The sequence below is a fragment of the Promicromonospora sp. NPDC060271 genome (assembly GCF_042726755.1).
Classification (GTDB): domain Bacteria; phylum Actinomycetota; class Actinomycetes; order Actinomycetales; family Cellulomonadaceae; genus Promicromonospora.
In genome coordinates, this window is record NZ_JBHXBG010000061.1 from 1 (window position 1) to 17,929 (window position 17,929).

The 17,929-nt window shown below is 70.9% G+C and carries 20 protein-coding genes and 1 riboswitch; of the genes, 8 read left to right on the forward strand and 12 right to left on the reverse strand.

The annotated features are described in order from the left end of the window. Window positions 1-272 precede the first annotated feature (272 nt). The gene (locus ACFWE2_RS11490) at window positions 273-494 is read right to left on the reverse strand and encodes a hypothetical protein (RefSeq protein WP_116673088.1); all 222 of its coding nucleotides are present in this window, start codon (window positions 492-494) and stop codon (window positions 273-275) included. 607 nt (window positions 495-1,101) lie between these two features. On the opposite strand from ACFWE2_RS11490, the gene ACFWE2_RS11495 reads away from it, so the two are divergent. Next, window positions 1,102-3,048, forward strand: a complete 1,947-nt coding sequence (locus tag ACFWE2_RS11495; RefSeq protein ID WP_377224358.1) for a class I tRNA ligase family protein — start codon at window positions 1,102-1,104, stop codon at window positions 3,046-3,048. Here the strand turns inward: ACFWE2_RS11495 and ACFWE2_RS11500 are convergent. Then, window positions 3,045-3,887: an ion transporter gene (locus ACFWE2_RS11500; RefSeq protein WP_377224359.1), complete on the reverse strand. Its 843-nt coding sequence runs from the start codon at window positions 3,885-3,887 to the stop codon at window positions 3,045-3,047. The two genes, ACFWE2_RS11495 and ACFWE2_RS11500, sit on opposite strands and share 4 nt — an antisense overlap. A 211-nt stretch (window positions 3,888-4,098) precedes the next feature. Between ACFWE2_RS11500 and ACFWE2_RS11505 the strand changes: the two genes are divergently transcribed. Together ACFWE2_RS11505 and ACFWE2_RS11510 are read left to right on the forward strand one after the other, a co-directional pair. Beyond that, window positions 4,099-4,365 carry a GlsB/YeaQ/YmgE family stress response membrane protein gene (locus ACFWE2_RS11505; protein ID WP_116673091.1) on the forward strand — a complete coding sequence of 89 codons (267 nt, stop codon included), beginning with the start codon at window positions 4,099-4,101 and terminating at the stop codon, window positions 4,363-4,365. Then, entirely contained in the window at window positions 4,362-5,306 is a 945-nt protein-coding gene (locus tag ACFWE2_RS11510) for a hypothetical protein (protein ID WP_377224360.1), read from the forward strand. Before ACFWE2_RS11505 ends, ACFWE2_RS11510 begins: the two co-directional genes overlap by 4 nt. A 106-nt stretch (window positions 5,307-5,412) precedes the next feature. On the opposite strand, the gene ACFWE2_RS11515 is transcribed toward ACFWE2_RS11510, so the two are convergent. Then, window positions 5,413-6,102, reverse strand: a complete 690-nt coding sequence (locus tag ACFWE2_RS11515) for a C40 family peptidase (protein ID WP_377224361.1) — start codon at window positions 6,100-6,102, stop codon at window positions 5,413-5,415. Between the two features lie 47 nt (window positions 6,103-6,149). Continuing rightward, window positions 6,150-6,343, reverse strand: a riboswitch (cyclic di-AMP (ydaO/yuaA leader). Window positions 6,344-6,508: 165 nt separating this feature from the next. Between ACFWE2_RS11515 and ACFWE2_RS11520 the strand changes: the two genes are divergently transcribed. Beyond that, a complete protein-coding gene (locus ACFWE2_RS11520; RefSeq protein ID WP_377224362.1) occupies window positions 6,509-7,402 on the forward strand; it encodes a hypothetical protein in 894 nt (297 codons plus the stop codon). Window positions 7,403-7,545: 143 nt separating this feature from the next. After that, a complete protein-coding gene (locus ACFWE2_RS11525; protein ID WP_377224363.1) occupies window positions 7,546-8,607 on the forward strand; it encodes a S8 family serine peptidase in 1,062 nt (353 codons plus the stop codon). A 112-nt stretch (window positions 8,608-8,719) separates the two neighbouring features. On the opposite strand, the gene ACFWE2_RS11530 is transcribed toward ACFWE2_RS11525, so the two are convergent. The 4 genes from ACFWE2_RS11530 to ACFWE2_RS11545 form a co-directional block, all read right to left on the reverse strand. Then, entirely contained in the window at window positions 8,720-9,370 is a 651-nt protein-coding gene (locus ACFWE2_RS11530; protein WP_377224364.1) for a C40 family peptidase, read from the reverse strand. Window positions 9,371-9,716: 346 nt separating this feature from the next. Continuing rightward, window positions 9,717-10,163, reverse strand: a complete 447-nt coding sequence (locus ACFWE2_RS11535) for an SRPBCC family protein (RefSeq protein WP_377224365.1) — start codon at window positions 10,161-10,163, stop codon at window positions 9,717-9,719. Window positions 10,164-10,248: 85 nt separating this feature from the next. Continuing rightward, window positions 10,249-11,394 carry a PASTA domain-containing protein gene (locus ACFWE2_RS11540; RefSeq protein ID WP_377224366.1) on the reverse strand — a complete coding sequence of 382 codons (1,146 nt, stop codon included), beginning with the start codon at window positions 11,392-11,394 and terminating at the stop codon, window positions 10,249-10,251. Beyond that, complete coding sequence (locus ACFWE2_RS11545; RefSeq protein WP_377224367.1) at window positions 11,391-12,014, reverse strand: SigE family RNA polymerase sigma factor; 624 nt, start codon at window positions 12,012-12,014, stop codon at window positions 11,391-11,393. The genes ACFWE2_RS11540 and ACFWE2_RS11545 overlap by 4 nt, the downstream gene beginning before the upstream one ends. Before the next feature lie 80 nt (window positions 12,015-12,094). On the opposite strand from ACFWE2_RS11545, the gene ACFWE2_RS11550 reads away from it, so the two are divergent. Continuing rightward, on the forward strand, window positions 12,095-13,204 hold the full coding sequence (locus ACFWE2_RS11550) for a winged helix-turn-helix domain-containing protein (RefSeq protein WP_377224368.1): 1,110 nt from the start codon (window positions 12,095-12,097) through the stop codon (window positions 13,202-13,204). Window positions 13,205-13,283: 79 nt separating this feature from the next. Beyond that, the gene (locus tag ACFWE2_RS11555) at window positions 13,284-13,802 is read left to right on the forward strand and encodes a GNAT family N-acetyltransferase (protein WP_377224369.1); all 519 of its coding nucleotides are present in this window, start codon (window positions 13,284-13,286) and stop codon (window positions 13,800-13,802) included. Between the two features lie 78 nt (window positions 13,803-13,880). Here ACFWE2_RS11555 and ACFWE2_RS11560 read toward each other — a convergent pair whose 3' ends face one another. Both ACFWE2_RS11560 and ACFWE2_RS11565 read right to left on the reverse strand, forming a co-directional pair. Beyond that, the gene (locus ACFWE2_RS11560) at window positions 13,881-14,630 is read right to left on the reverse strand and encodes a GH25 family lysozyme (protein WP_377224370.1); all 750 of its coding nucleotides are present in this window, start codon (window positions 14,628-14,630) and stop codon (window positions 13,881-13,883) included. Further along, window positions 14,627-15,145, reverse strand: a complete 519-nt coding sequence (locus ACFWE2_RS11565; protein WP_377224371.1) for a DUF664 domain-containing protein — start codon at window positions 15,143-15,145, stop codon at window positions 14,627-14,629. The genes ACFWE2_RS11560 and ACFWE2_RS11565 overlap by 4 nt, the downstream gene beginning before the upstream one ends. Before the next feature lie 80 nt (window positions 15,146-15,225). Between ACFWE2_RS11565 and ACFWE2_RS11570 the strand changes: the two genes are divergently transcribed. Continuing rightward, a complete protein-coding gene (locus ACFWE2_RS11570) occupies window positions 15,226-15,483 on the forward strand; it encodes a hypothetical protein (protein WP_377224372.1) in 258 nt (85 codons plus the stop codon). A gap of 93 nt (window positions 15,484-15,576) precedes the next feature. Here ACFWE2_RS11570 and ACFWE2_RS11575 read toward each other — a convergent pair whose 3' ends face one another. From ACFWE2_RS11575 to ACFWE2_RS11585, 3 genes are all read right to left on the reverse strand, one after another. Then, entirely contained in the window at window positions 15,577-16,080 is a 504-nt protein-coding gene (locus ACFWE2_RS11575) for an FBP domain-containing protein (protein ID WP_377224373.1), read from the reverse strand. Between the two features lie 439 nt (window positions 16,081-16,519). After that, window positions 16,520-17,338 (reverse strand): MerR family transcriptional regulator, encoded by an 819-nt coding sequence (locus ACFWE2_RS11580; RefSeq protein WP_377224374.1) that lies wholly within the window; start codon window positions 17,336-17,338, stop codon window positions 16,520-16,522. A 40-nt stretch (window positions 17,339-17,378) separates the two neighbouring features. Continuing rightward, a complete protein-coding gene (locus ACFWE2_RS11585; RefSeq protein WP_377224375.1) occupies window positions 17,379-17,900 on the reverse strand; it encodes a VOC family protein in 522 nt (173 codons plus the stop codon). Window positions 17,901-17,929 lie beyond the last annotated feature (29 nt).

Here is a 17,929-nt window from a genome sequence, read left to right on the forward strand (position 1 = left end):
GTGGACACGATGCGGACCATTTTTTCCAGGGCGCGGCTGGTGGCTTCCTCGGCGTCGATGCCGGGTACGCGTGCGGCGACGGAGCGTACGACGTTCGGGCGGTGCACCACCCAGTCGTCAATCCGCAGGTCACCAGTCGTGGTCACGCGGTCTTGCCCCCCTCTGCGCATAGTGTCCGGATTTTCTACGCTGGCCAATGATCGCACCACAACTCTGTCTCCGCGCAAGTGGTCGGGCTCCTCGGCCGTTGGCTCGGTCCTGTTCATCGGTGCTCACCTCCGGTTGGTCGCGAACGTGGTCGACACGACGTCGAGGCCCTGCGGCCCCGACGTCGCGTGGATGACCGCCAGCGCGACCTCACAGGTCGCGGCGATCAGGTCGCTCGCCCCCCAGGCGTCCGCGAGACGGTAGAGGTTGACCGCGTCGCCCTCCGCATACGCGCGCAGGTACTGGGCGCCCAGACGAACGAGTTCGGGGTGCTCGGTGTGTTCCATGCAGCCCAGACGCTCCAGGCGCGGAGATGTCACAGCACTTCCGGGATTTTTCTTCGATTTCTCCCGAGACATCCGTTTCGGGCCCGGATGCGGCCGAAGCGGACGCCTGAAAGGCAGGCGGCAGGCGGCCGGCACACCGTGGATCACCACCCGGCACGGCCTGTGATCCAGGCCACACGCGATCGCAGCAAGAAGTGCTGTGACTTCCGGGGCGTGCGCGCGTCTTAGGTGAGACGCGGACGAAGTTCGGACCTCGCTGGGGGCGGGCCGAGCTCCGGCGCGTCGGACGGGAGTCATGGTTCGGAGTGCACCCCTCGCGCACCGAACCGTGGCTCTCGCCCAACGGCGCGAGCGCCGGCTCGGACCTCGCTGGCGGCGGACCGACCCGGCGCTCGTGCCTCTGCGGACCCGGGACGGCGTCCTGCCCGAAGGTCCTTTACCCGCCTCGACGGGCGCACGTATCGTTACCGCATGCGCACCGCACGCTCGCTGCTTACCTAGCCGCACCGGACCAGCCCTTCGATCGGGCACACCCGGTGCGGCCGCCCCTCCTTGCGAGGGGCTTTTTCGTGCCCGGACCCGATCGACGCACCGGAGAGCAACAGCGATGAGCGAGAAGACGTTGAGCGCGACGTACCCCACCCCCCGACCGGCCGACGAGGGCTCGGCGCAGGACCGCCTGTACGAGGCGTCCGACGACGGCGCCCGCCCGCGCCGGTACCTGCTGACGATGTTCCCGTATCCCTCGGGCGACCTGCACATGGGCCACGCCGAGGTGTTCGCGATCACCGACGTCGTGGCGCGGTACTGGCGGGCAAAGGGATTCGACGTGCTCAACCCCGTCGGCTGGGACTCGTTCGGCCTGCCTGCCGAGAACGCGGCGATCCGTCGAGGCGAGCACCCGGCCGCGTACACGGAGGCGAACATCGCGACCCAGGCGGCGTCGATCCGGCGCTACGGCGTCTCGTTCGACTGGTCGCGGCGTCTGCACACCCACGAGCCCGAGTACTACCGCTGGACCCAGTGGCTGTTCGCCCGGCTGCACGAGCGGGGGCTGGCCTACCGGGCGGCGGCGGAGGTGAACTGGTGCCCGAAGGACCGCACTGTCCTGGCCAACGAGCAGGTGGCCGACGGCGTGTGCGAGCGCTGCGGCACCGTCGTCGTCGCCCGCACGCTGACGCAGTGGTTCTTCCGGATCACGGCGTACGCGGACCGCCTGCTGGACGACATGGAGCTGCTGGAGCCGGGCTGGCCGCCGCACGTGCTGACCATGCAGCGCAACTGGATCGGCCGGCAGGACGGCCCGGACGGCCCGACCTACCGCCTGCACGACTGGCTGGTGTCCCGGCAGCGCTACTGGGGTGCGCCCATCCCCGTCGTGCACTGCCCGGAGTGCGGTGAGGTGGTCGTGCCGGACGACCGGCTGCCCGTCGAGCTGCCCCACCTGGCGGGCGAGGAGCTGGTCCCGGGCGACGTCTCGCCCCTGGCCGGAGCGCGCGACTGGGTACTGACGACGTGCCCGCGGTGCGGCGGCCCGGCGGAACGGGACACCGACACGATGGACACGTTCGTCGACTCGTCCTGGTACTTCCTGCGTTACCTGTCGCCCGGGTACGACGGCGGCCCGTTCCGCCCGGAGGACGCGGCGCGCTGGATGCCCGCAGCGCTGTACGTGGGCGGGGTCGAGCACGCGACGATGCACCTGCTGTACGCGCGGTTCGTCACCAAGGTGCTGTACGACATGGGCCTGGTGCCCTCGCCTGAGCCGTACGCCCGGCTGATGAACCAGGGCCAGGTGGTCAACCACGGCAGGGCGATGAGCAAGTCGCTGGGCAACGGCGTGGACCTGGCGGCGGAGCTGGACCGGCACGGGGTGGACGCCGTCCGGCTGGCGATGCTGTTCTCGGGCCCGCCGGAGGACGACGTCGACTGGGCCGACGTCTCACCGGAGGCGATGCGGAAGTTCCTGGCCCGGGTGCTGCGGCTGGTCCCGGATCGTGGGTCGAGCCTGTCGAGACCCGGGTCGCGACAGGCTCGACCAGCGGATGACGCCCTGCGCAGGGCGGTGCACCGCACGGTGCACGACGTCGACGGGCTGGTCGAGGCAGGACGGTTCAACGTGGCGATCGCCCGGCTGATGGAGCTGGTGGGCGAGGTGCGGCGGGCGGCGTCGGACGGCGGGGCGGGCGAGCGTGCGGAGACCTACCGCGCGGAGACCTGCACCGAGGCGGTCGAGGCAGTGGCCGTGCTGCTGAGCCTGTTCGCCCCGCATACCGCCCAGGAGCTGTGGGAACGGCTGGGGCACACGACGCCGGTCGCGGCGCAACCGTGGCCATCGGTGGATCCCGCACTGCTGGTGACGACGGAGGTGGAGGCGGTGGTCCAGGTGGACGGCAAGGTGCGCGACCGGCTGCCGGTGCCCGCCGACGTCGCGGCGGCGGACCTGGAGCGGGCGGCCCTGGCCCGGCCGGCCGTCACCCGGGCAGTGGGTGACCGAACGGTGCGGCGCGTGGTGGTGCGGCCGCCGCACCTGGTCAACGTCGTGCTGGCCTAGGCGGTGCCGCCCTCGTCGAGCTTCGCGCGCAGGGAGCGGAGCTCGGCGAGGATCTCGCGGTTCTGCGCGGCCAGGTTGTCGAGGCGGTGGTCCTTCTGGGCGTCGTCCTTGCGCTCCTCCTCGGTGATCTCCTCCATGCCGTTGACGATGACGGCGATGAACAGGTTCAGCACCGCGAAGCTGACCACCAGGATGTAGAGCACGAAGAAGATCCACGCGTACGGCTGGGACTCCATGACCGCGCGGGCGATGTCGGGCCAGGCCTCGCCCGTCATGGCCTGGAAGAGCGTGAACAAGGAGGTCCCCAGGTGCCCGAAGTACTCGGGCGCGGCCGTACCGAACAGCCCGGTCGCTATGACCGCAGCCACGTAGATGACCAGCACCAGCAGGGCGCCGACGGCACCCATGCCCGGCACGGCCCGCAGCAGACCGTCGACCACGCGGCGCAGCGACGGCACCACCGTGATCACGCGCAGCACACGCAGCACCCGCAGGGCACGCAGGGCGGACAGGGACTCGCTGGCCGGGAGCACCGCGATGCCGACGACGGCGAGGTCGAACAGATTCCACGGGTCGCGGAAGAACCGGCGACCGTGGGCGACGATCCGCAGGAGCAGCTCAACCACGAAGAAGCCGAGCATGATGTGGTCGATGGCCATCAGGATCTCGTACGCGCGGCCGCTCACCATGGTCTCAGCGCCCAGGATCAGGGCATTCGCGAGGATCACGGCGAGAACCAGGTTGACGAACCACCTCTGGTCGAGGAACGCGCGGAGCCGCCCCCGCCAGGTGCGTGGCTCGATCCGTGGCTCGGCCGGTGTGCCGATCGCCTGGTTCATGCGGTCTCCCTTGCTGTCACGTGCCCGGAGTCCTTGCCCCGGTCCTGCTTCAGGCTCTTGCCCGGCCGAACTGTAGCGCGGGCGTTCGCAAGAGTTTCTGCTGCGTGCAATGTCCCGATTTGGGACTGATTCGGCGGGTCCGGTGGCAAGTCGGCCCGATCAGTGCTGAGGTAGTCGCAAGCAAGCCACACCACTCTGGAGGAAACACATCATGGGTTTCTTTGCGTTTCTCATCCTTGGGCTGATCGCCGGCGTGATCGCCCGTATCGTCATCCCGGGTAAGCAGCCGGGTGGATTCTGGCTCACGCTGCTCCTCGGTGTGCTCGGCGCCATGCTCGGTGGATGGCTCGGCGGGCTCATCTTCAACGTCAGCCTGGACGAGTTCTGGTCCTGGGAGAGCTGGCTCTTCTCGGTGATCGGCGCGATCATCGTGATCCTGATCGTCCAGGCGATCTTCGGCCGCCGCAAGACCGCTTGATCGCAGCACACCGCGGCCGCGTCGCCATCCTCGTCGTTCTGACGTGGGTGGTCGGCGCGGCCGCGGTCGCGTGTACGGGCGGCGCCGCGCCGTCGTCCGCCAACGGTCCGGTACCCGACGACGTCGCCGCCCACCTCAGCGTCGAGGTGGCGCAGGGCCGCGAGCAGTACGCGAAGCGGGAGATCCGGCTCGAGGTCACCAACGACTCCGACGAGACGATGACGCTCCTCTCGGGGGCCTTGCGGACCGCGCAGTTCGGGCCGTCACGCCCCGCCAAGGAGGGACGCACCCTCGTCCTGCGGCCCGGTGCCACGCGCGCCGTCTACGTGGGGCTTGGCGAGGCCAGGTGCGCGGACCCGGAGACGGCGGACGGCGGTGCCGCGGCGGCCGCTGCGCCGTCCGCCACGATCACGCTGGCCCTCGGTGAGGGTGACGACCTGGGTCCGGCGACAGACATCCCCGTCGACGAGGTGAGCGATCCCGTGGGACATCTCGCCCGGAACCACGCGTTGGACTGCTCGGCAGCGGCGGTAGCGGCGGGTGCCGACCTCACCGTTGATCCCGACGTCCCCGTCGAGACCCGCGACGGAGAGCTGACCGCCCTGGTCACGCTGCGGATCGAGCCGGTCGACGGCGGTCCGGAGGTCGTCCTCGACCGGATCGCCGGGACGACCCTGATGAGCAACGCGGACCCGGGTGGCGACGCCTCGGGCTGGGTCGGCCGGGACCTGGCGGGACAAGGGTCCGGCGAGGTGGTCCTCGCCGTGGTTCCCGCCCGCTGCGACGTCCATGCGGTGGCCGAGGACAAGCGGGGCACGTTCCTGCCGGTGTCCGCGCGGGTCGACGGCGTCAGGCAGGAGCCGGTCTACGTGCCGATGCCCGACACCGCGCGCTCCGACTTCTACTCCTTCGTCGCGGACTACTGCGACTGGCCGGAGTAGCGACTCCGGACACGCGAGAGGCGCCGCCTCCGGCGTCGGGCGGAAACCCGGCGCGGGAGCGACGCCTCGCGATGTGCTGTGGTCGATGCGCTGCGGTAGCTCAGCTTCAGACGACGCGGATGAACGTCGGGCTGTTCTGCCACATCTCGGTGTAGCGCACCGGCATGCCGGCTGCCCACGCCTCGATGATCATGCCGTCGCCCGCGTACAGGGCGACGTGGCCGGGCGTCCAGACGATGTCGCCGGGCTCCGGGTAGGTGACCTGGTAGCCGGAACCGAGCATCGCGCTCGAGGAGTGCGGCAGGTTCACACCGAGCTGGGCGTACACGTACTGGATGAGGCCCGAGCAGTCCATGCCCTCGGCCGGCGAGTTACCGCCCAGCACGTACGTGATGCCGAGGTAGTTGAAAGCGACGTTGATGGCCTGCTCGCCGAGCGGGACCGGGTCCGGCGCGTCGACCGAGACCACGGCGGGGCCGTCGCCCTTCTTGCCGTCGGCGCCCGAGGAGGTGCCGAGTGCTTCCATCTCGATCGGCATCTTCGCGTCGGACGGGACGGTCACGGTCGGGGCCGCGGCGACCGCCTGCTTGGCCACGGCGGTGAGGGAGCGCAGGTCGACCGTGTTCAGCTTGGCGGACTTCACGTCGGTCTTCAGATCCATGGCGGGGGCCGCGTGGGCCGTCGTCGCGATGGTCGAGATCAGGACGCCACCGGCTGCTGCGGCGATGGCTCCTCGGCGGGCTACGGTGCCCGCGTTCTCCGTGGCGGTACGAGCAAGAATAGTCAGCGGTGTCATGGCCGGACGGCTGTCACGATGCCGTCCGCGGAGGGAGTTCGTCACCTGAATGTCTCCTGTACCGCCTGCGAGGTCAGCTGTCGGGTTCGGGTAGGAGTACCCGGCCGCACGGCTACTGGGGGGTTCCGTCCGGCTTCACCCCGAGGGCGACGATGGTGCTGTCGCCCGGGAAGGTGGGTCCCCCGCTCCTGTCTCGAACGTCTGGTCATGAACCGGTGACAGGATTCGGCGTCCGGCTCACGGCCTCACCGATGTGGTGGGGCAGAAGTCAAAGTACACACCTTCCCCAGAAAAGTCACGATCGGGTTACGCATTCCGGTCTCACCTGTCGAAGGCGCAGATTTGCGCCGTTCCGGTCTTCATGGGCTATGACCGACATCACATACATCGGCTACCGTTCGGCGGCATGGGTGAAAGCGCATATCGCGTCTCCGCCTGGTGGGTGCTTCCCATCAGTACCGTCGTCTGGTGGGTATGCGGGTTCCTGCCCTGGCTCCTGCAGGCGTTGTACGAGGTCATGGGTCTTGCTGAGGCCTCGTCAGTGCGCTCCACCGGATTCCTGCCGCTCCCGTTCACCGCCGACGACGCGGTGGTCGGCCTGGTCGTCATGGCGCTGATCGGTGGCCTTCTCGGCGGCCTCACGGCGGGCATCCCGGCCTCGGCCAGGGCGGGCGCGGCCGCCGCGACGGCGGGCACCCTGCTCGCCATGTCCGCGGCGGGCGGCGCCTCGTGCCTGCTCGCGATCCGCGGCAGCGCTCCCGGTGACGCCGCGCCGCTCGGGATGCTCGTCGTCACCGTCGCCGCCGGAGTCGTAGGGCTCGCGGCCGGCCTCCTGGTGGCCCTTGGCCCGGCCGTCCTGCGTGGGCCTGCCCTGGCCCTGCCGGTCGTGCTCCTGGACGGCTGGCTGTGGGGTCTGGTGCCGGGCAACCTGGTGTCGCCCACCGGGACGTGGTGGATCTTCGCGGTGGCGCTCGGGATCGCGTTCGGCCTGGCGGTGGACAGCCGGCCGCTCGAGCTTCTCGGCTGGCTGCCGACCGCGGGCATCGTCTGGGTGCTGCAGGCGGCCGGGCCGGCTCTCCTGGCCGTGCAGGAGAACATCTGGCCGGGCTCCGCGCTCACGGAGAACCCGCTGTCGGCAGCGGCGATCGTGGCGCACGAGCTCGCCTCGGCGGCCATGGCGCCCGACACGCACCAGCTCGGCGCGTGGGTGGTCGCCCTGCTGCTCGGTGCGGCGATCGCAGCGCTCCGGCTCTCCCGGGAGGCGGCGGACGAGAGCGAGCTCTCCGAGGCCTGGGCCTGACCGGCAGTTGGCGCCCCTGCTGATTGCGATCGTGTAAATTTCACCCGCCGTGCGCTCCCGGCCCTGTTCGACGCGTGTCCGGTCCCCATAGTTTTGTCCTGGTTCGTGAGTATTCGGCTCGCGAGCGGACACAGGGGGCACACATGAACAGGAAGTCATTCGCCGCCGCCACCACCTCCGCGGCACTCGCCGTTGCGGTGCTCGTCGCTGTGGCGCCCGGGGCACAGGCCGCCACCGACGACCCCCTCCGGGACAAGCAGTGGGGCCTGGACCAGATCAACGCCGAGGCCGCCTGGTCGGCCGGCACGGGTGAGGGCGCGGTGGTGGCCGTCGTCGACACGGGTGTCGACTTCGACCAGCCGGACCTGGCCGGCCAGCTCCTGCCTGGTGCCACCTTCACCGGCTGCGCGGACGTCCGTCCGTGCGGCGAGGGGGACTTCAGGGGTCCCGACGGTCAGAACGACGGGGACGAGCACGGCACGCACGTGGCAGGCATCGTCGCCGCCGCAGCCGACAACGGTGTAGGCGTCGCGGGCGTGGCGCCCGGCGCCAAGGTGCTGCCGGTCAAGGTCCTCGAAGCCGGCACGGGCTCGTCGCAGGACATCGCGGACGGGATCCGGTGGGCCGCCGACAACGGCGCCGACGTCATCAACCTCTCCCTCGGCTCGGCCCCGGGCGGGCAGCTGCTGACGATCATCGGCCTCGACACGCTGATGCGCGACGCCATCGCGTACGCCCGGGAGCTGGGGGTGCTGACGGTCGCGGCGGCAGGCAACTCGTCGACGCCGCTGTGCAGCGACCCGGCCTTCACCAGCTCGGCCATCTGCGTGGGGGCAACGGACTCGGCCCGCCTCCACGCCTACTACTCCGAGCTCCCGATCAAGCTCGATTTGAAGAGCGTCTCGGCGCCCGGCGGTGCGGGCGGGCTGAACGGCTGCGACGGCGACGTCTGGTCGACGGTGCCCGTCGGTACGGGCTCGGACACGTGCGCGGGCGGCAGCTACGACGCCTACGCGGGCACGTCGATGGCGACGCCCCACGTGGCAGGCGTCGCGGCGCTGCTCTACGGCCAGGGCCGGACGATGGCAGAGGTCGAGAACGCGATCCTCGGCACGGCTCGCGACCCGCTCCTCGGCCTTGTCGGTGTGTGGACACCGCTGTACGGGTACGGCATCGTCGACGCGGCCGCGGCGGTCGCGTACTGACCCCCGCCGAAGTAGAACCAGGGCGAAGTAGAACCGCAGCCGAGCTGCGGTTCTACTTCGCTGCGGTTCTATCTCGCCACGGTTCTGTCTCGGCGTGGTGGGCCGGATCGGGTCAGTAGGGGCGGATGTAGACCGCGTAGTCCTGCCACTGGGCCGTGTGGCGCACCGGGGTGCCGTAGTTGGCGGCCTCGACGACCATGCCGTCGCCCGCATAGAGGGAGACGTGGCCCTGGGTCCACACGATGTCGCCGGGGATGGGTGACGCGACCTGGTAGCCCGCTGCCACCATGGACGACGACGAGTGCGGCAGGTCGACGCCGAGCTGGGCGTACACGTACTTGATCAGCCCGGAGCAGTCGAAGCCCGACCCCGGCGACTCGCCGCCGTACGTGTAGGCGATACCGATGTACTGCATGGCGATCGCGACGGCCTGTGCGCCGATCGAGCCGTCGGACGCGTAGTCAGGGGTGGCCGGCTCGACCTTCTCGGCCACGGCCTGCGTCGTCGCCTCGGGCTCGGTCTCGGTCTCCACGACGGGCTCCGGTTCGGGAGCTGGGGTGACCTTGACCGGCTTGCTCTCGATGTTGAGCTTCGCGTCGGTCGCGACCTGCACGGCCGGCGCTGCCGCCAGCTCTTTGTTCGCCAGGCGGTTCGAACCGTCTCCCATGACGGCGTGTGCGCTGGGTGCGAACGCCGTCGCGAGAAGTCCGGACGATGCCGCGATCAGCGCACCCGAGCGGGCGGCAGTACGGGTCACGGTCATCAGGGGAGTGCTAGGAGCGTGAACGGCGCGGTGTCGACCGCGTCGGACGGTGGTACTCACCGAAGTTCTCCAAGTCGCCGGTTTCACGGGTCCGTACCGATCTGGGGGAATGGGGCCCGCGATTGTGCCTCCGGTGGCACAACGGATCCGACGCTACATACGGGTCATCACTCTGTCTCGATCAGATAACACTTGTCGTGAAGTACCAAGGCGCGCGAAGCGTGGGTAATTTTTTGACAGTCCTCTTTTCCCAGCGTAAGGGCCATTCTTTTGCCAGGCATGGCTTTTGATCGCCATGGAAAACTGACACGAGAAAGAATGCGACACGCCGTGTCGCCATGGTGGGTCAGGCCTTTTCCAGGGCGCGCCGCTCCGCCTCGGCCTTCAGATCGGCCAGCTCGGCGTCCACCAGCTCCCGCGCGCGCGAGCCGAGGGCAAGGCCGGTCAGCCCGGCGAGCATCCCGCTCTGCGCGACGGCGAGCGTGAGCTCGCACGCGACGTCGGACACCGGTGCGATCCGGTGGGCCACCCCCGACCGCACGCCGGGGGTGCTGCTCGACCACGAGAAGCCCTCACCCTCGGTGAGGCTGTCCACCTCCCAGACCGCAAGGGGCAGGCCGGGCTGCGTCAGCTCGACACGGGAGCCGACGGCGATGGTCGGCTCGGCGCCCAGGATCGTCACGCTGGTCATGGAGCCGGTCCACGTAGGCATGCGCTCGACGTCGGACAGGACCTGCCAGACGACGTCGGCGGGCGCCTCCACCCGGGCGCTGGTGCGGTAGGCATGGGCCACGGGCCCCAGGCTACGCCGGGCTCGAGAGGATCCGGCATGGCCTGGGGCTCGTGGCGAGCTGCAGGTCAGGAACTGGCGAACAGGGTCAGGGGCCCGTGGAGAGCAGGAGCGTGACCGGGGCTCCCCAGCCGACCAGAGCGCCGGCCTGGGGATCCGACGAGATGACCGTCCCCGCCGGCGCGGTGTCCGACCCGGTGTCCTGGAACGTGCAGGCGAGGTGCTTCTCCAGGCAGGCGACCTCGGCGTCCTCGCGGGTCATCCCGGTGAAGTCGGGGATCTCGATGGCGCTGTCGGCCACCTCGTCGGGGAGCTCCGTGAACTCCGCCGCGAGGTACACCGAGAGGGAGTGGATCTTGCCCAGCGACTCCTCCACCTGGAGCGGGACGTCCCGCTCCTCGTCGTAGATGATCGTGGTGCTCCGGTCCCACAGCTCGAAGGTCGCGGCGGTGCCCGGCCGGTTCTCCGAGTCCTGGACGTCCTGCACCACCTCGACACCGGGAAGGCTCGTGAGCAGCTCCCATGCCGCGGCGCGCAGCTCGGTCGAGGCGGGCGCCTCTCCGGTGGCCAGGCTCGACGCCGCGTTGAGCACCGCTTTCTCGCCCTGGCCGGCCGGTTCGTAGGTGTCAAGCAGGGCATCGTGAAGGGCGTCCGGCTCGGTCGGGAGCTCCGCCACCTCCGCCCAGGTGAGGTTGACGCTGGTGCTCTCGGTGTGGCCGAGCTGCACGTAGTCGAGGACGTTGAGCAGGGCCGGGCCGTTCTGGGTGAGCTCGAAGGCGACACCGTCGCCGTACCAGCGTTCCTGCCCGAACGGCGAGTCGTCCTCGCGCTCCTCGCCCTGCTTGGTCACGTCGCTGCGGGCGATGACATGGAAGTAGGTGGCGTCGCGCCAGCCCGGCGGCGGTGCAAGGTGGCCTTCGACCGGGTTGCTGGGCTCTCCGGGGAGCCTGTCCCCCTCGGCCGACGTCACGGGCGGCCCGCTCGGCTTCGGTGACGGCTCCACCGCCATCGTCATCGAACCACCGGGCAGGGCGGTTCCCGGGGGCTCCATCGTGGTGGCTGCCCAGGCCCCGCCGCCGAGCGCCAGCCCCATGGCCAGGGTGACGCCACCCACTTGGGCGGCCCGCCGCCGTCGGGCAGCGGGGACGATGCGCGTGACGTCCACGTCGATCTGGGGTGCGACCCGAGCGGCCTGGGTGCGCAGGCTCTGCGCGAACTGCTCGTCGTCGTTCATGACGTGCTCCTCTCGTGGGTGGTGCTGCTGGTGGTTGCGGCGGTGCGTGCGGCGTCTGCCTGGTCTTCCGCCTGCAGGAGCTCCCGGAGGCGGGCGAGGCCGCGTGACGCGGTGGACTTCACCGTGCCGACGGAGACGCCCGTCGCCTCGGCGACCTCACGTTCCGTCAGGCCGTCGAGGTGGCGGAGCACCACGATCCGGCGCTGTTTGGTCGGGAGCGTCAACAGGGCGCGGCTGAGGCGGTCCCGCTCGGCGTGCCGGTCGGCCGAACCAGGGCCGCCGCCCGGCCGGTCGGGCAGCGTGTCGGAGGCCATGAGGACCTCCCGCCGGTGCCTGCGCCACGTGTCTATCCGTGCGTTGGCCAGGATCCGGCGGGCATAGGCGAGCGGCTCGCCTCGCCGTGCCTTCGGCCAGGCCAGATAGGTCTTCATCAGGGCCTGCTGCACCAGCTCCTCTGCGACGTGCGTGTCACCGCACAGCAGCCAGGCGGTGCGGGCGAGGGCCGGGGCGGACCGTGCCATGAAGTCCGCAAACTCGGCCTCCTTGTCACCTACCACGACCACGTCGATCGCCTGGATCTTGTCGGGGCTCGAACGCCCCGCGACCATTGGCATGCTCATGCCTCCCTCACGGTCCAGCACCACGAAAGGTTGAGTCGGCCGCTCGGGAGATTGTCGGTGCCCTTCCGTATCCTCGCGGCATGGCTACCCATCGGCTCACCGCGCAGCAGGGGCGGCGCATCGCGCTGCGCGCCCAGCTGCTCGACGCCCGCCGGCCGGTGGACCTCGTGCACCTGGTGGAGGATCTGACCTTCCTCTCCGTGGACCCGACGTCGGCGGTGGCGCCCGCCGTGGACCTCGTCGCCTGGTCGCGGCTCGGCAACGAGTACTGGCAGGGCGCGGTCGACGACGCGATCACCGACCGCATGCTGTTCCAGCTGCGTGGCACCGTGCGGTCGATGGTCGACCTGCCCCTGTACCTGGAGCAGATGGCCCGCTGGCCCCAGAACGAGACCATGCGGCAGTGGCTCGCCGACAACGCGGAGTTCGAGCGTGACGTGCTGGCGCTGGTGGAGGCGGACGGTCCGGTGCTCGCCAAGGACGTGCCTGACACCGCCCGCGTGCCATACACCTGGGGCGCCGAGGGATGGAGCAGCCGCCGCAGCGTGGCCGAGATGCTCGAGGCGCTGAACATGCAGGGCAAGCTCGCGATGGTGGGGCGCAAGGGCAGGCAGCGCCTGTGGGACCTGGCGGAGCGGGTCTATCCGCAGGTCGCGGCGGTGCCGCTGGAGGAGGCGGTCCAGGAGCGGGTGGCGCGCCGCCTGGCGGCGGAGGGCATCTCCCGCAAGCGGGTGCAGGGCCGTGCGGGCGACGGCGGCTGGTGGGTGGACATGCCCGGCGAGACGGTGGTGATCGAGGGGGTCGACGGCGAGTGGCGCGCCGATCCCGAGCTGCTCGAGCGGGTGGACGACGAGTTCGAGCCCAGGACCGCGCTGCTGTCCCCGTTCGATGCCATGGCCGCCGACCGGCCCCGGCTCCTCGACCTCTTCGGCTACGAGTACGCGCTCGAGATGTACAAGCCGAAGGGCAAGCGCCGCTGGGGCTACTTCGCGCTGCCGATCCTGCACGGGGAACGGTTCGTGGGGAAGCTCGACGCGAAGGCGGACCGCAAGGCAGGCGTGCTGAACGTGTTCGCGGTGCACGAGGACCTGCCGTTCGACGGGGCCACCATGGACGCGGTGCACGCAGAGGTGGAGCTGCTCGCCTCGTGGCTGGGTCTGGGCCGGGTCGACTACGCCAGGGAGGCGTAGGCGCCCTCCTGACCCGCAGTCAGGTGGTTGAAAATTTCACCAGTTCCAGCGAGTCCGAAATGCGACTATCATCCGCGAGGTGACGTCGCACATGATGGTCGACCTGGTTCCCGTGGACGAGGAAGTGCTCGAAGGCCTCCTGGCGCTGGCCGTTGCCGAGGCTCTGCCCGGCGAGGTCATGCCGCCCGCCTCGGGTGAGTCAGCCACCGAACCCCGCACGACGTGGACCGACCTGCGCAAGGGCGCGTTCAGGGAGTACCACCGCCGGTGCCGCGTGAACCCGCACTCCCCGGTTCCCGAGGTGACCTGGGCGGTCAAGGCGAGAGGCAGGATCGTGGGGGCCGCGCGCCTGGCCCTGGTCGACGGCGACCCGGCCGCACGGGAGGTCGGCCTCTGGCTCGGTCGGCCGTACCGCGGTCAGGGCATCTCCGGCGAGGTGGCGTACTGGGCGTTCGCCGCGGCGCAGACCATGGACGCGAAGCGCCTGGTGGCGCGGACGACCGCGCGCTCAGCGATCGTGCGGAAGTCCCTGGAGCGCATCGGTTTCGAGGTGGTCGACAGCGGCGGTGTCCTGGTCGGCACCATCTCGCTGCCCTGACGGAACCCGCCGTGACGCGACCTGCCGTGACGAGACCAGCCATGACGCGACCTGCTCCGACGCGACGAACCAGCCAGGTCAGTCCAGGGTGAGGGCCTCGAGCTCCGCGTGCGTACCCGCGAACACGTTCATGTCGATGTACGGCTCGACGCCCTCGTAGCCGGGTAGCCGGTCGCGGTTCGAGTACTGCCAGACCGTCCAGTCGCGACCGTCGGACAGCTCAGGAGCCCACGCGACCGACCGGATCCAGACGGGCAGGTCCGGGTAGCGGCCCGCCAGGTAGAGGTCGTAGGCCTCCTTCGTCGCGTACACGATCGGGGCGGCGCCGTAGTGCTCCTTGACCCCGGCGACCAGCGGATCCAGGATCGCGTGCACCTCGTCCGGCGTCGGGTGGTCCTCGAAGTACGGGCCGTAGAACTCGAGGTCGATCACGGGCGGGAGGGTGCCGGGGGTCGCGGGGACCTCGGCGGCGAGCTGAGCGGCCTGGTCGGCCCCGGAGCTCTCGAAGCTCATGAAGTGGTACGCCCCGACGAGCAGGTCGGTCTGCGTGGCGGCCGCCCAGTTCTCGGCGAACCGCGGGTCGGTGTGCGAAGCGCCCTCGGTGGCCTTGATCCACGCGAAGTCGAGGTCCTGTGCGGCAAGGACGTCCCAGTCGATCTCCCCCTGGTAGTGCGCGACGTCCACCCCTCGCACGTCGTACCGGGCGGCGAGGATCCGGTTGGGCCAGACGACCCCGTTCGCCACGAGTACGCCGAGCACGGCAAGGGCGGTGACGACCGCCGCCGTCGTCCAGGCCGTCGTCCTCCATCGTGCACTGTGTCTGCTCATTCGCCGGTCGCGCCGCCCGCCAGCTCGGCGGAGACGTCCAGGTGGCCCGCGTGGCGGGCGTACTCCTGCAGCACGTGGAAGCAGATCCAGGCGAGCGTCGGCGGATCCTCGGTGAACCGGCCGCCGACCGCACCTCGCTCGTCCGGCGAGTGCGTCGCGAGCACGTCGGTGGTCACCACGCCACCCGCGTGCAGCGCCTCGAGCAGCTCCTCCAGGCCGACGCCGTCGGGCACCGCCCACGGTCCATGCGGGTCCTCACCGGCGTGGTCACCCCACGGGTGGTCCACCGGCTCCCCCAGGAAGCCCCACCGGAACCAGCGCCGCTCCATGTGCACCAGATGGATCAGCAGCTCGAGCGGCGACCAGCCGGAGGGGAGCCGGGAGGCGCGCAGGTCGGCGTCGGACAGGCTGCGCAGCTTGCGGTCGACGGCGTGCCGGTAGTAGTCGAGGTAGGCGGTGAACAGGGCCGCCGGGTCGGCGGTGTCGAGACGTGGCTCGCGGTCGGAGAGGGGCACGGGGCGAGGCTACTTCGAGGCACTGACAATCTGGTCGCGGAAGTGCTGTGACATCCGTGCCACTGGCGCGTCTGTAGTGCATGAAGCAGACCAGGACCAGGACCTACGGCCTCGCCTCGAACCCCTCGGAGTGGGCGGCGCACCGCCGCGCCGTCGTCTTCTCCGTGCAGCGGATGTTCCCGGGGGTCGACGCGGAGCGGGCGGCGACCGAGGGGCTGGGCGAGCTGTGCCGCCAGATAGTGGTGCACGGCGCCGTCGACCGGCCGGCCGTCGTGTGGTGCGAGGCCGCTGTCGCGGCCGCAGCGCGCCTGCGGACCGGGGCCGGTTCGGCCGCATGAACCGGCGGTGGTGCGCTCCGGCGCCGTCCGACCGTCCGCATCCGCGGATGTCGGACGCACAGGCCTACGGGACCTGTGCGCCCGACACCTTCGTCAGCGCGTGCTGCCGACCTCTGCGACGAACCGTGCGGCCCGCTCGCGCAGACCCAGGATGCGCCGGTCGGTGATCAGCTCACGCATGGCCGGGTCGTTGCCCGCCTCGGTGAACGTCGGCGTGCGCCGTACGTTCCGCGAGCAGACGAACTCGGTGCAGATGAGCGTGCCGATCGTGTTCCCGTTGCGCCCCGAGGCGCCGCCCCTGCGGGCGACGTACAGGGAGACGTCGTCGGCGACGACGACGTCCTCGCACCAGGCGCACACGCCCTTGGTGCGCTTGCTCGACCTGGCCTCGGCGGCGCGCAGCAGCACGCCCGTCGGTTCGCCGTCGAGCTCGAGCACCACGTAGGCGGACAGCGGCGCCTTGCGGTCGTGCCACCCGAGGTAGTCGAGGCGCTCCCAGTCGAGCGTGTCGAGGTCGGGGAGGGTGGCCTGGGCGGCCTCCCGCTTGCTCGCGTTCAGGAAGGACGCGCGGATCTGCTTCTCGGTCAGGGGATTCATGGGTGTCGGCTTCCGGTCGTTCGGAGGCCACCGGCCGGCGTCGGCCGTCGCGAGGTCGCGACGACGCGTCGGTCACCGACTCGTTCGGTGACCGGGCCGGCGGGCGGCAGGGCAGGGGACGGCGCCGCGCCCGCCCTCCGACGTCCGGGACAGCGCGCCCTACCGCGGAGGCGGTCGGTGCGATGTGCTGCCGTAGGTGGTTCAGGAAGGGGTGACGCGGGTCCGGGAACTGCCCGAGCAGGCCGCGACGGCCGCCCCGCATCCCGCGGTGAATACCCGCATCTCTCGCTCCTCGTGTGGTCCCTGAGTCCGGCCGGGCAAGATCGCCGCACAGCCGACCTGTCGATGCTACGACACGGGCCCGGCGCGGTACACGTGCTTTTTGCCACAGGCCGACGGCCCGCGCCGACCGCGTGCGCGCGCCCCGCGCCGACCCGGCTCACGTCCAGGTGGCGGTCTCCGGGTCGACGCCGTTGGCCAGGGCGTTGGCGTCCACGACGGCGCGGAGCCACTCGGCGAGACCCTGCTCGACGTCGTCGTAGAAGGAACGGAAGCCCGGGTCCTCGGTGTAGGAGCGGGCGACGAGGACGTGCATCGAGTGGGTGCAGTCGAAGTAGGCGCCCATCGACGCCCGGTGCCGCTCGGCCAGGGCGTTCGCCCGGCCGCTGCCCGGCGGCACGCCGTCGCGGAGAGCCTTGGCCAGGTCGGTGTGCAGCACCTCGAGATCAGCCATGACGCGACGCCAGTCCTCAGGGCTCCGGTCCGCCGCTCGTTCGGCGTACTGCGCCCACTGCTCGCTGTCGCCCCAGCGTTCCCTGGCCTCGAGCTGCCGGGACGGCTGCCAGGTCGTGCCGAAGATGGCCACCTGCTCGTCGGGCGGGAGCAGGATGCCGGAGCGACGGGCCTCGATCAGCCGGTCCAGGGCGTCCGCCGAACGTTCCAGGCGCGCGATGTGCTCGCGCACGCGGTCCCGCTGCCTCGTCAGCGACTGCTCCGCGTCCTCGGTCGGCGCGTCGAGCAGCTCCGCGATGTCGGCGAGGGGGACGCCGAGCTCACGGTAGAGGCGGACCCGGTGGAGCCGGGCGACGTCGGCGGCGTCGTAGAGCCGGTGCCCGCCGGACGTGCGCTGGGACGGGCCGGCCAGCCCCACCTCGTCCCAGTGGTGCAGCGTCCGGACGGTGACGCCCACGACGGACGCGGCGCCGCCGACGGTCAGGCCGTCCGGCGGCACCGCGTCCGTCCTGCTCCGGTGCGTCATCACGGCAAGTCTCGCAGCCGTCGTGGTCACCGGGGCGGTCTCAGGCCGATGGGCCCTCGATGCCGAGCTCGTCGCGCAGGCTCTGGGCCGCGGCGCCGGCCGGGTCGTAGGGCCGGGCAGCGGTCATGATCACCCGCACGTTCTCCGGCGTGACCACTTCCAGGTCGACGGTGTTCCACGGCGTCTGACGGGGGCCCGTGGTGCTCCCGGGCACCAGCCCTTCGCAGGCCGCCGCGATCTGGTCCACCTGGCTCAGCACGCACGAGAAGGTCACCGTCATGGCCGGCGGGCTGGTCGGGACGGCTGACGGGGCGTCCGCGGGGACGAGCAGGACGTCCTGGAACGCCCACCGGCGCAGATGGGTGACCCGCCCCGGAGCCGCGAAGAACTCGAAGAAGCCGAGCCCGTGCGTCCAGAACTCGACGGAGGCGGCCATGTCCCGGGTGGGGGCGTTCACGAACATCGGCATGCCGTAGATGCCGCGGAACAGCTCGGCGGGCTCGGCGTCCAGCGCGGGTAGGGGCACGGGGCCCATGTCGAAAGCGGGGTAGGTGTCGGTCATGGCGCCAGCGTGACCCCTCACGTGGCGTG

Bases quoted from the DNA above. Each gene is read 5' to 3' on its own strand.
- ACFWE2_RS11570 (WP_377224372.1), top strand. From the start codon at position 15,226: ATGAAGCAGACCAGGACCAGGACCTACGGCCTCGCCTCGAACCCCTCG.
- ACFWE2_RS11495 (WP_377224358.1), top strand. From the start codon at position 1,102: ATGAGCGAGAAGACGTTGAGCGCGACGTACCCCACCCCCCGACCGGCC.
- ACFWE2_RS11500 (WP_377224359.1), bottom strand. From the start codon at position 3,887: ATGAACCAGGCGATCGGCACACCGGCCGAGCCACGGATCGAGCCACGC.
- ACFWE2_RS11545 (WP_377224367.1), bottom strand. From the start codon at position 12,014: ATGAGCATGCCAATGGTCGCGGGGCGTTCGAGCCCCGACAAGATCCAG.
- ACFWE2_RS11530 (WP_377224364.1), bottom strand. From the start codon at position 9,370: ATGACCGTGACCCGTACTGCCGCCCGCTCGGGTGCGCTGATCGCGGCA.
- ACFWE2_RS11550 (WP_377224368.1), top strand. From the start codon at position 12,095: ATGGCTACCCATCGGCTCACCGCGCAGCAGGGGCGGCGCATCGCGCTG.
- ACFWE2_RS11540 (WP_377224366.1), bottom strand. From the start codon at position 11,394: ATGAACGACGACGAGCAGTTCGCGCAGAGCCTGCGCACCCAGGCCGCT.
- ACFWE2_RS11490 (WP_116673088.1), bottom strand. From the start codon at position 494: ATGGAACACACCGAGCACCCCGAACTCGTTCGTCTGGGCGCCCAGTAC.
- ACFWE2_RS11580 (WP_377224374.1), bottom strand. From the start codon at position 17,338: ATGACGCACCGGAGCAGGACGGACGCGGTGCCGCCGGACGGCCTGACC.
- ACFWE2_RS11585 (WP_377224375.1), bottom strand. From the start codon at position 17,900: ATGACCGACACCTACCCCGCTTTCGACATGGGCCCCGTGCCCCTACCC.
- ACFWE2_RS11560 (WP_377224370.1), bottom strand. From the start codon at position 14,630: ATGAGCAGACACAGTGCACGATGGAGGACGACGGCCTGGACGACGGCG.
- ACFWE2_RS11575 (WP_377224373.1), bottom strand. From the start codon at position 16,080: ATGAATCCCCTGACCGAGAAGCAGATCCGCGCGTCCTTCCTGAACGCG.
- ACFWE2_RS11525 (WP_377224363.1), top strand. From the start codon at position 7,546: ATGAACAGGAAGTCATTCGCCGCCGCCACCACCTCCGCGGCACTCGCC.
- ACFWE2_RS11505 (WP_116673091.1), top strand. From the start codon at position 4,099: ATGGGTTTCTTTGCGTTTCTCATCCTTGGGCTGATCGCCGGCGTGATC.
- ACFWE2_RS11520 (WP_377224362.1), top strand. From the start codon at position 6,509: ATGGGTGAAAGCGCATATCGCGTCTCCGCCTGGTGGGTGCTTCCCATC.
- ACFWE2_RS11515 (WP_377224361.1), bottom strand. From the start codon at position 6,102: ATGACACCGCTGACTATTCTTGCTCGTACCGCCACGGAGAACGCGGGC.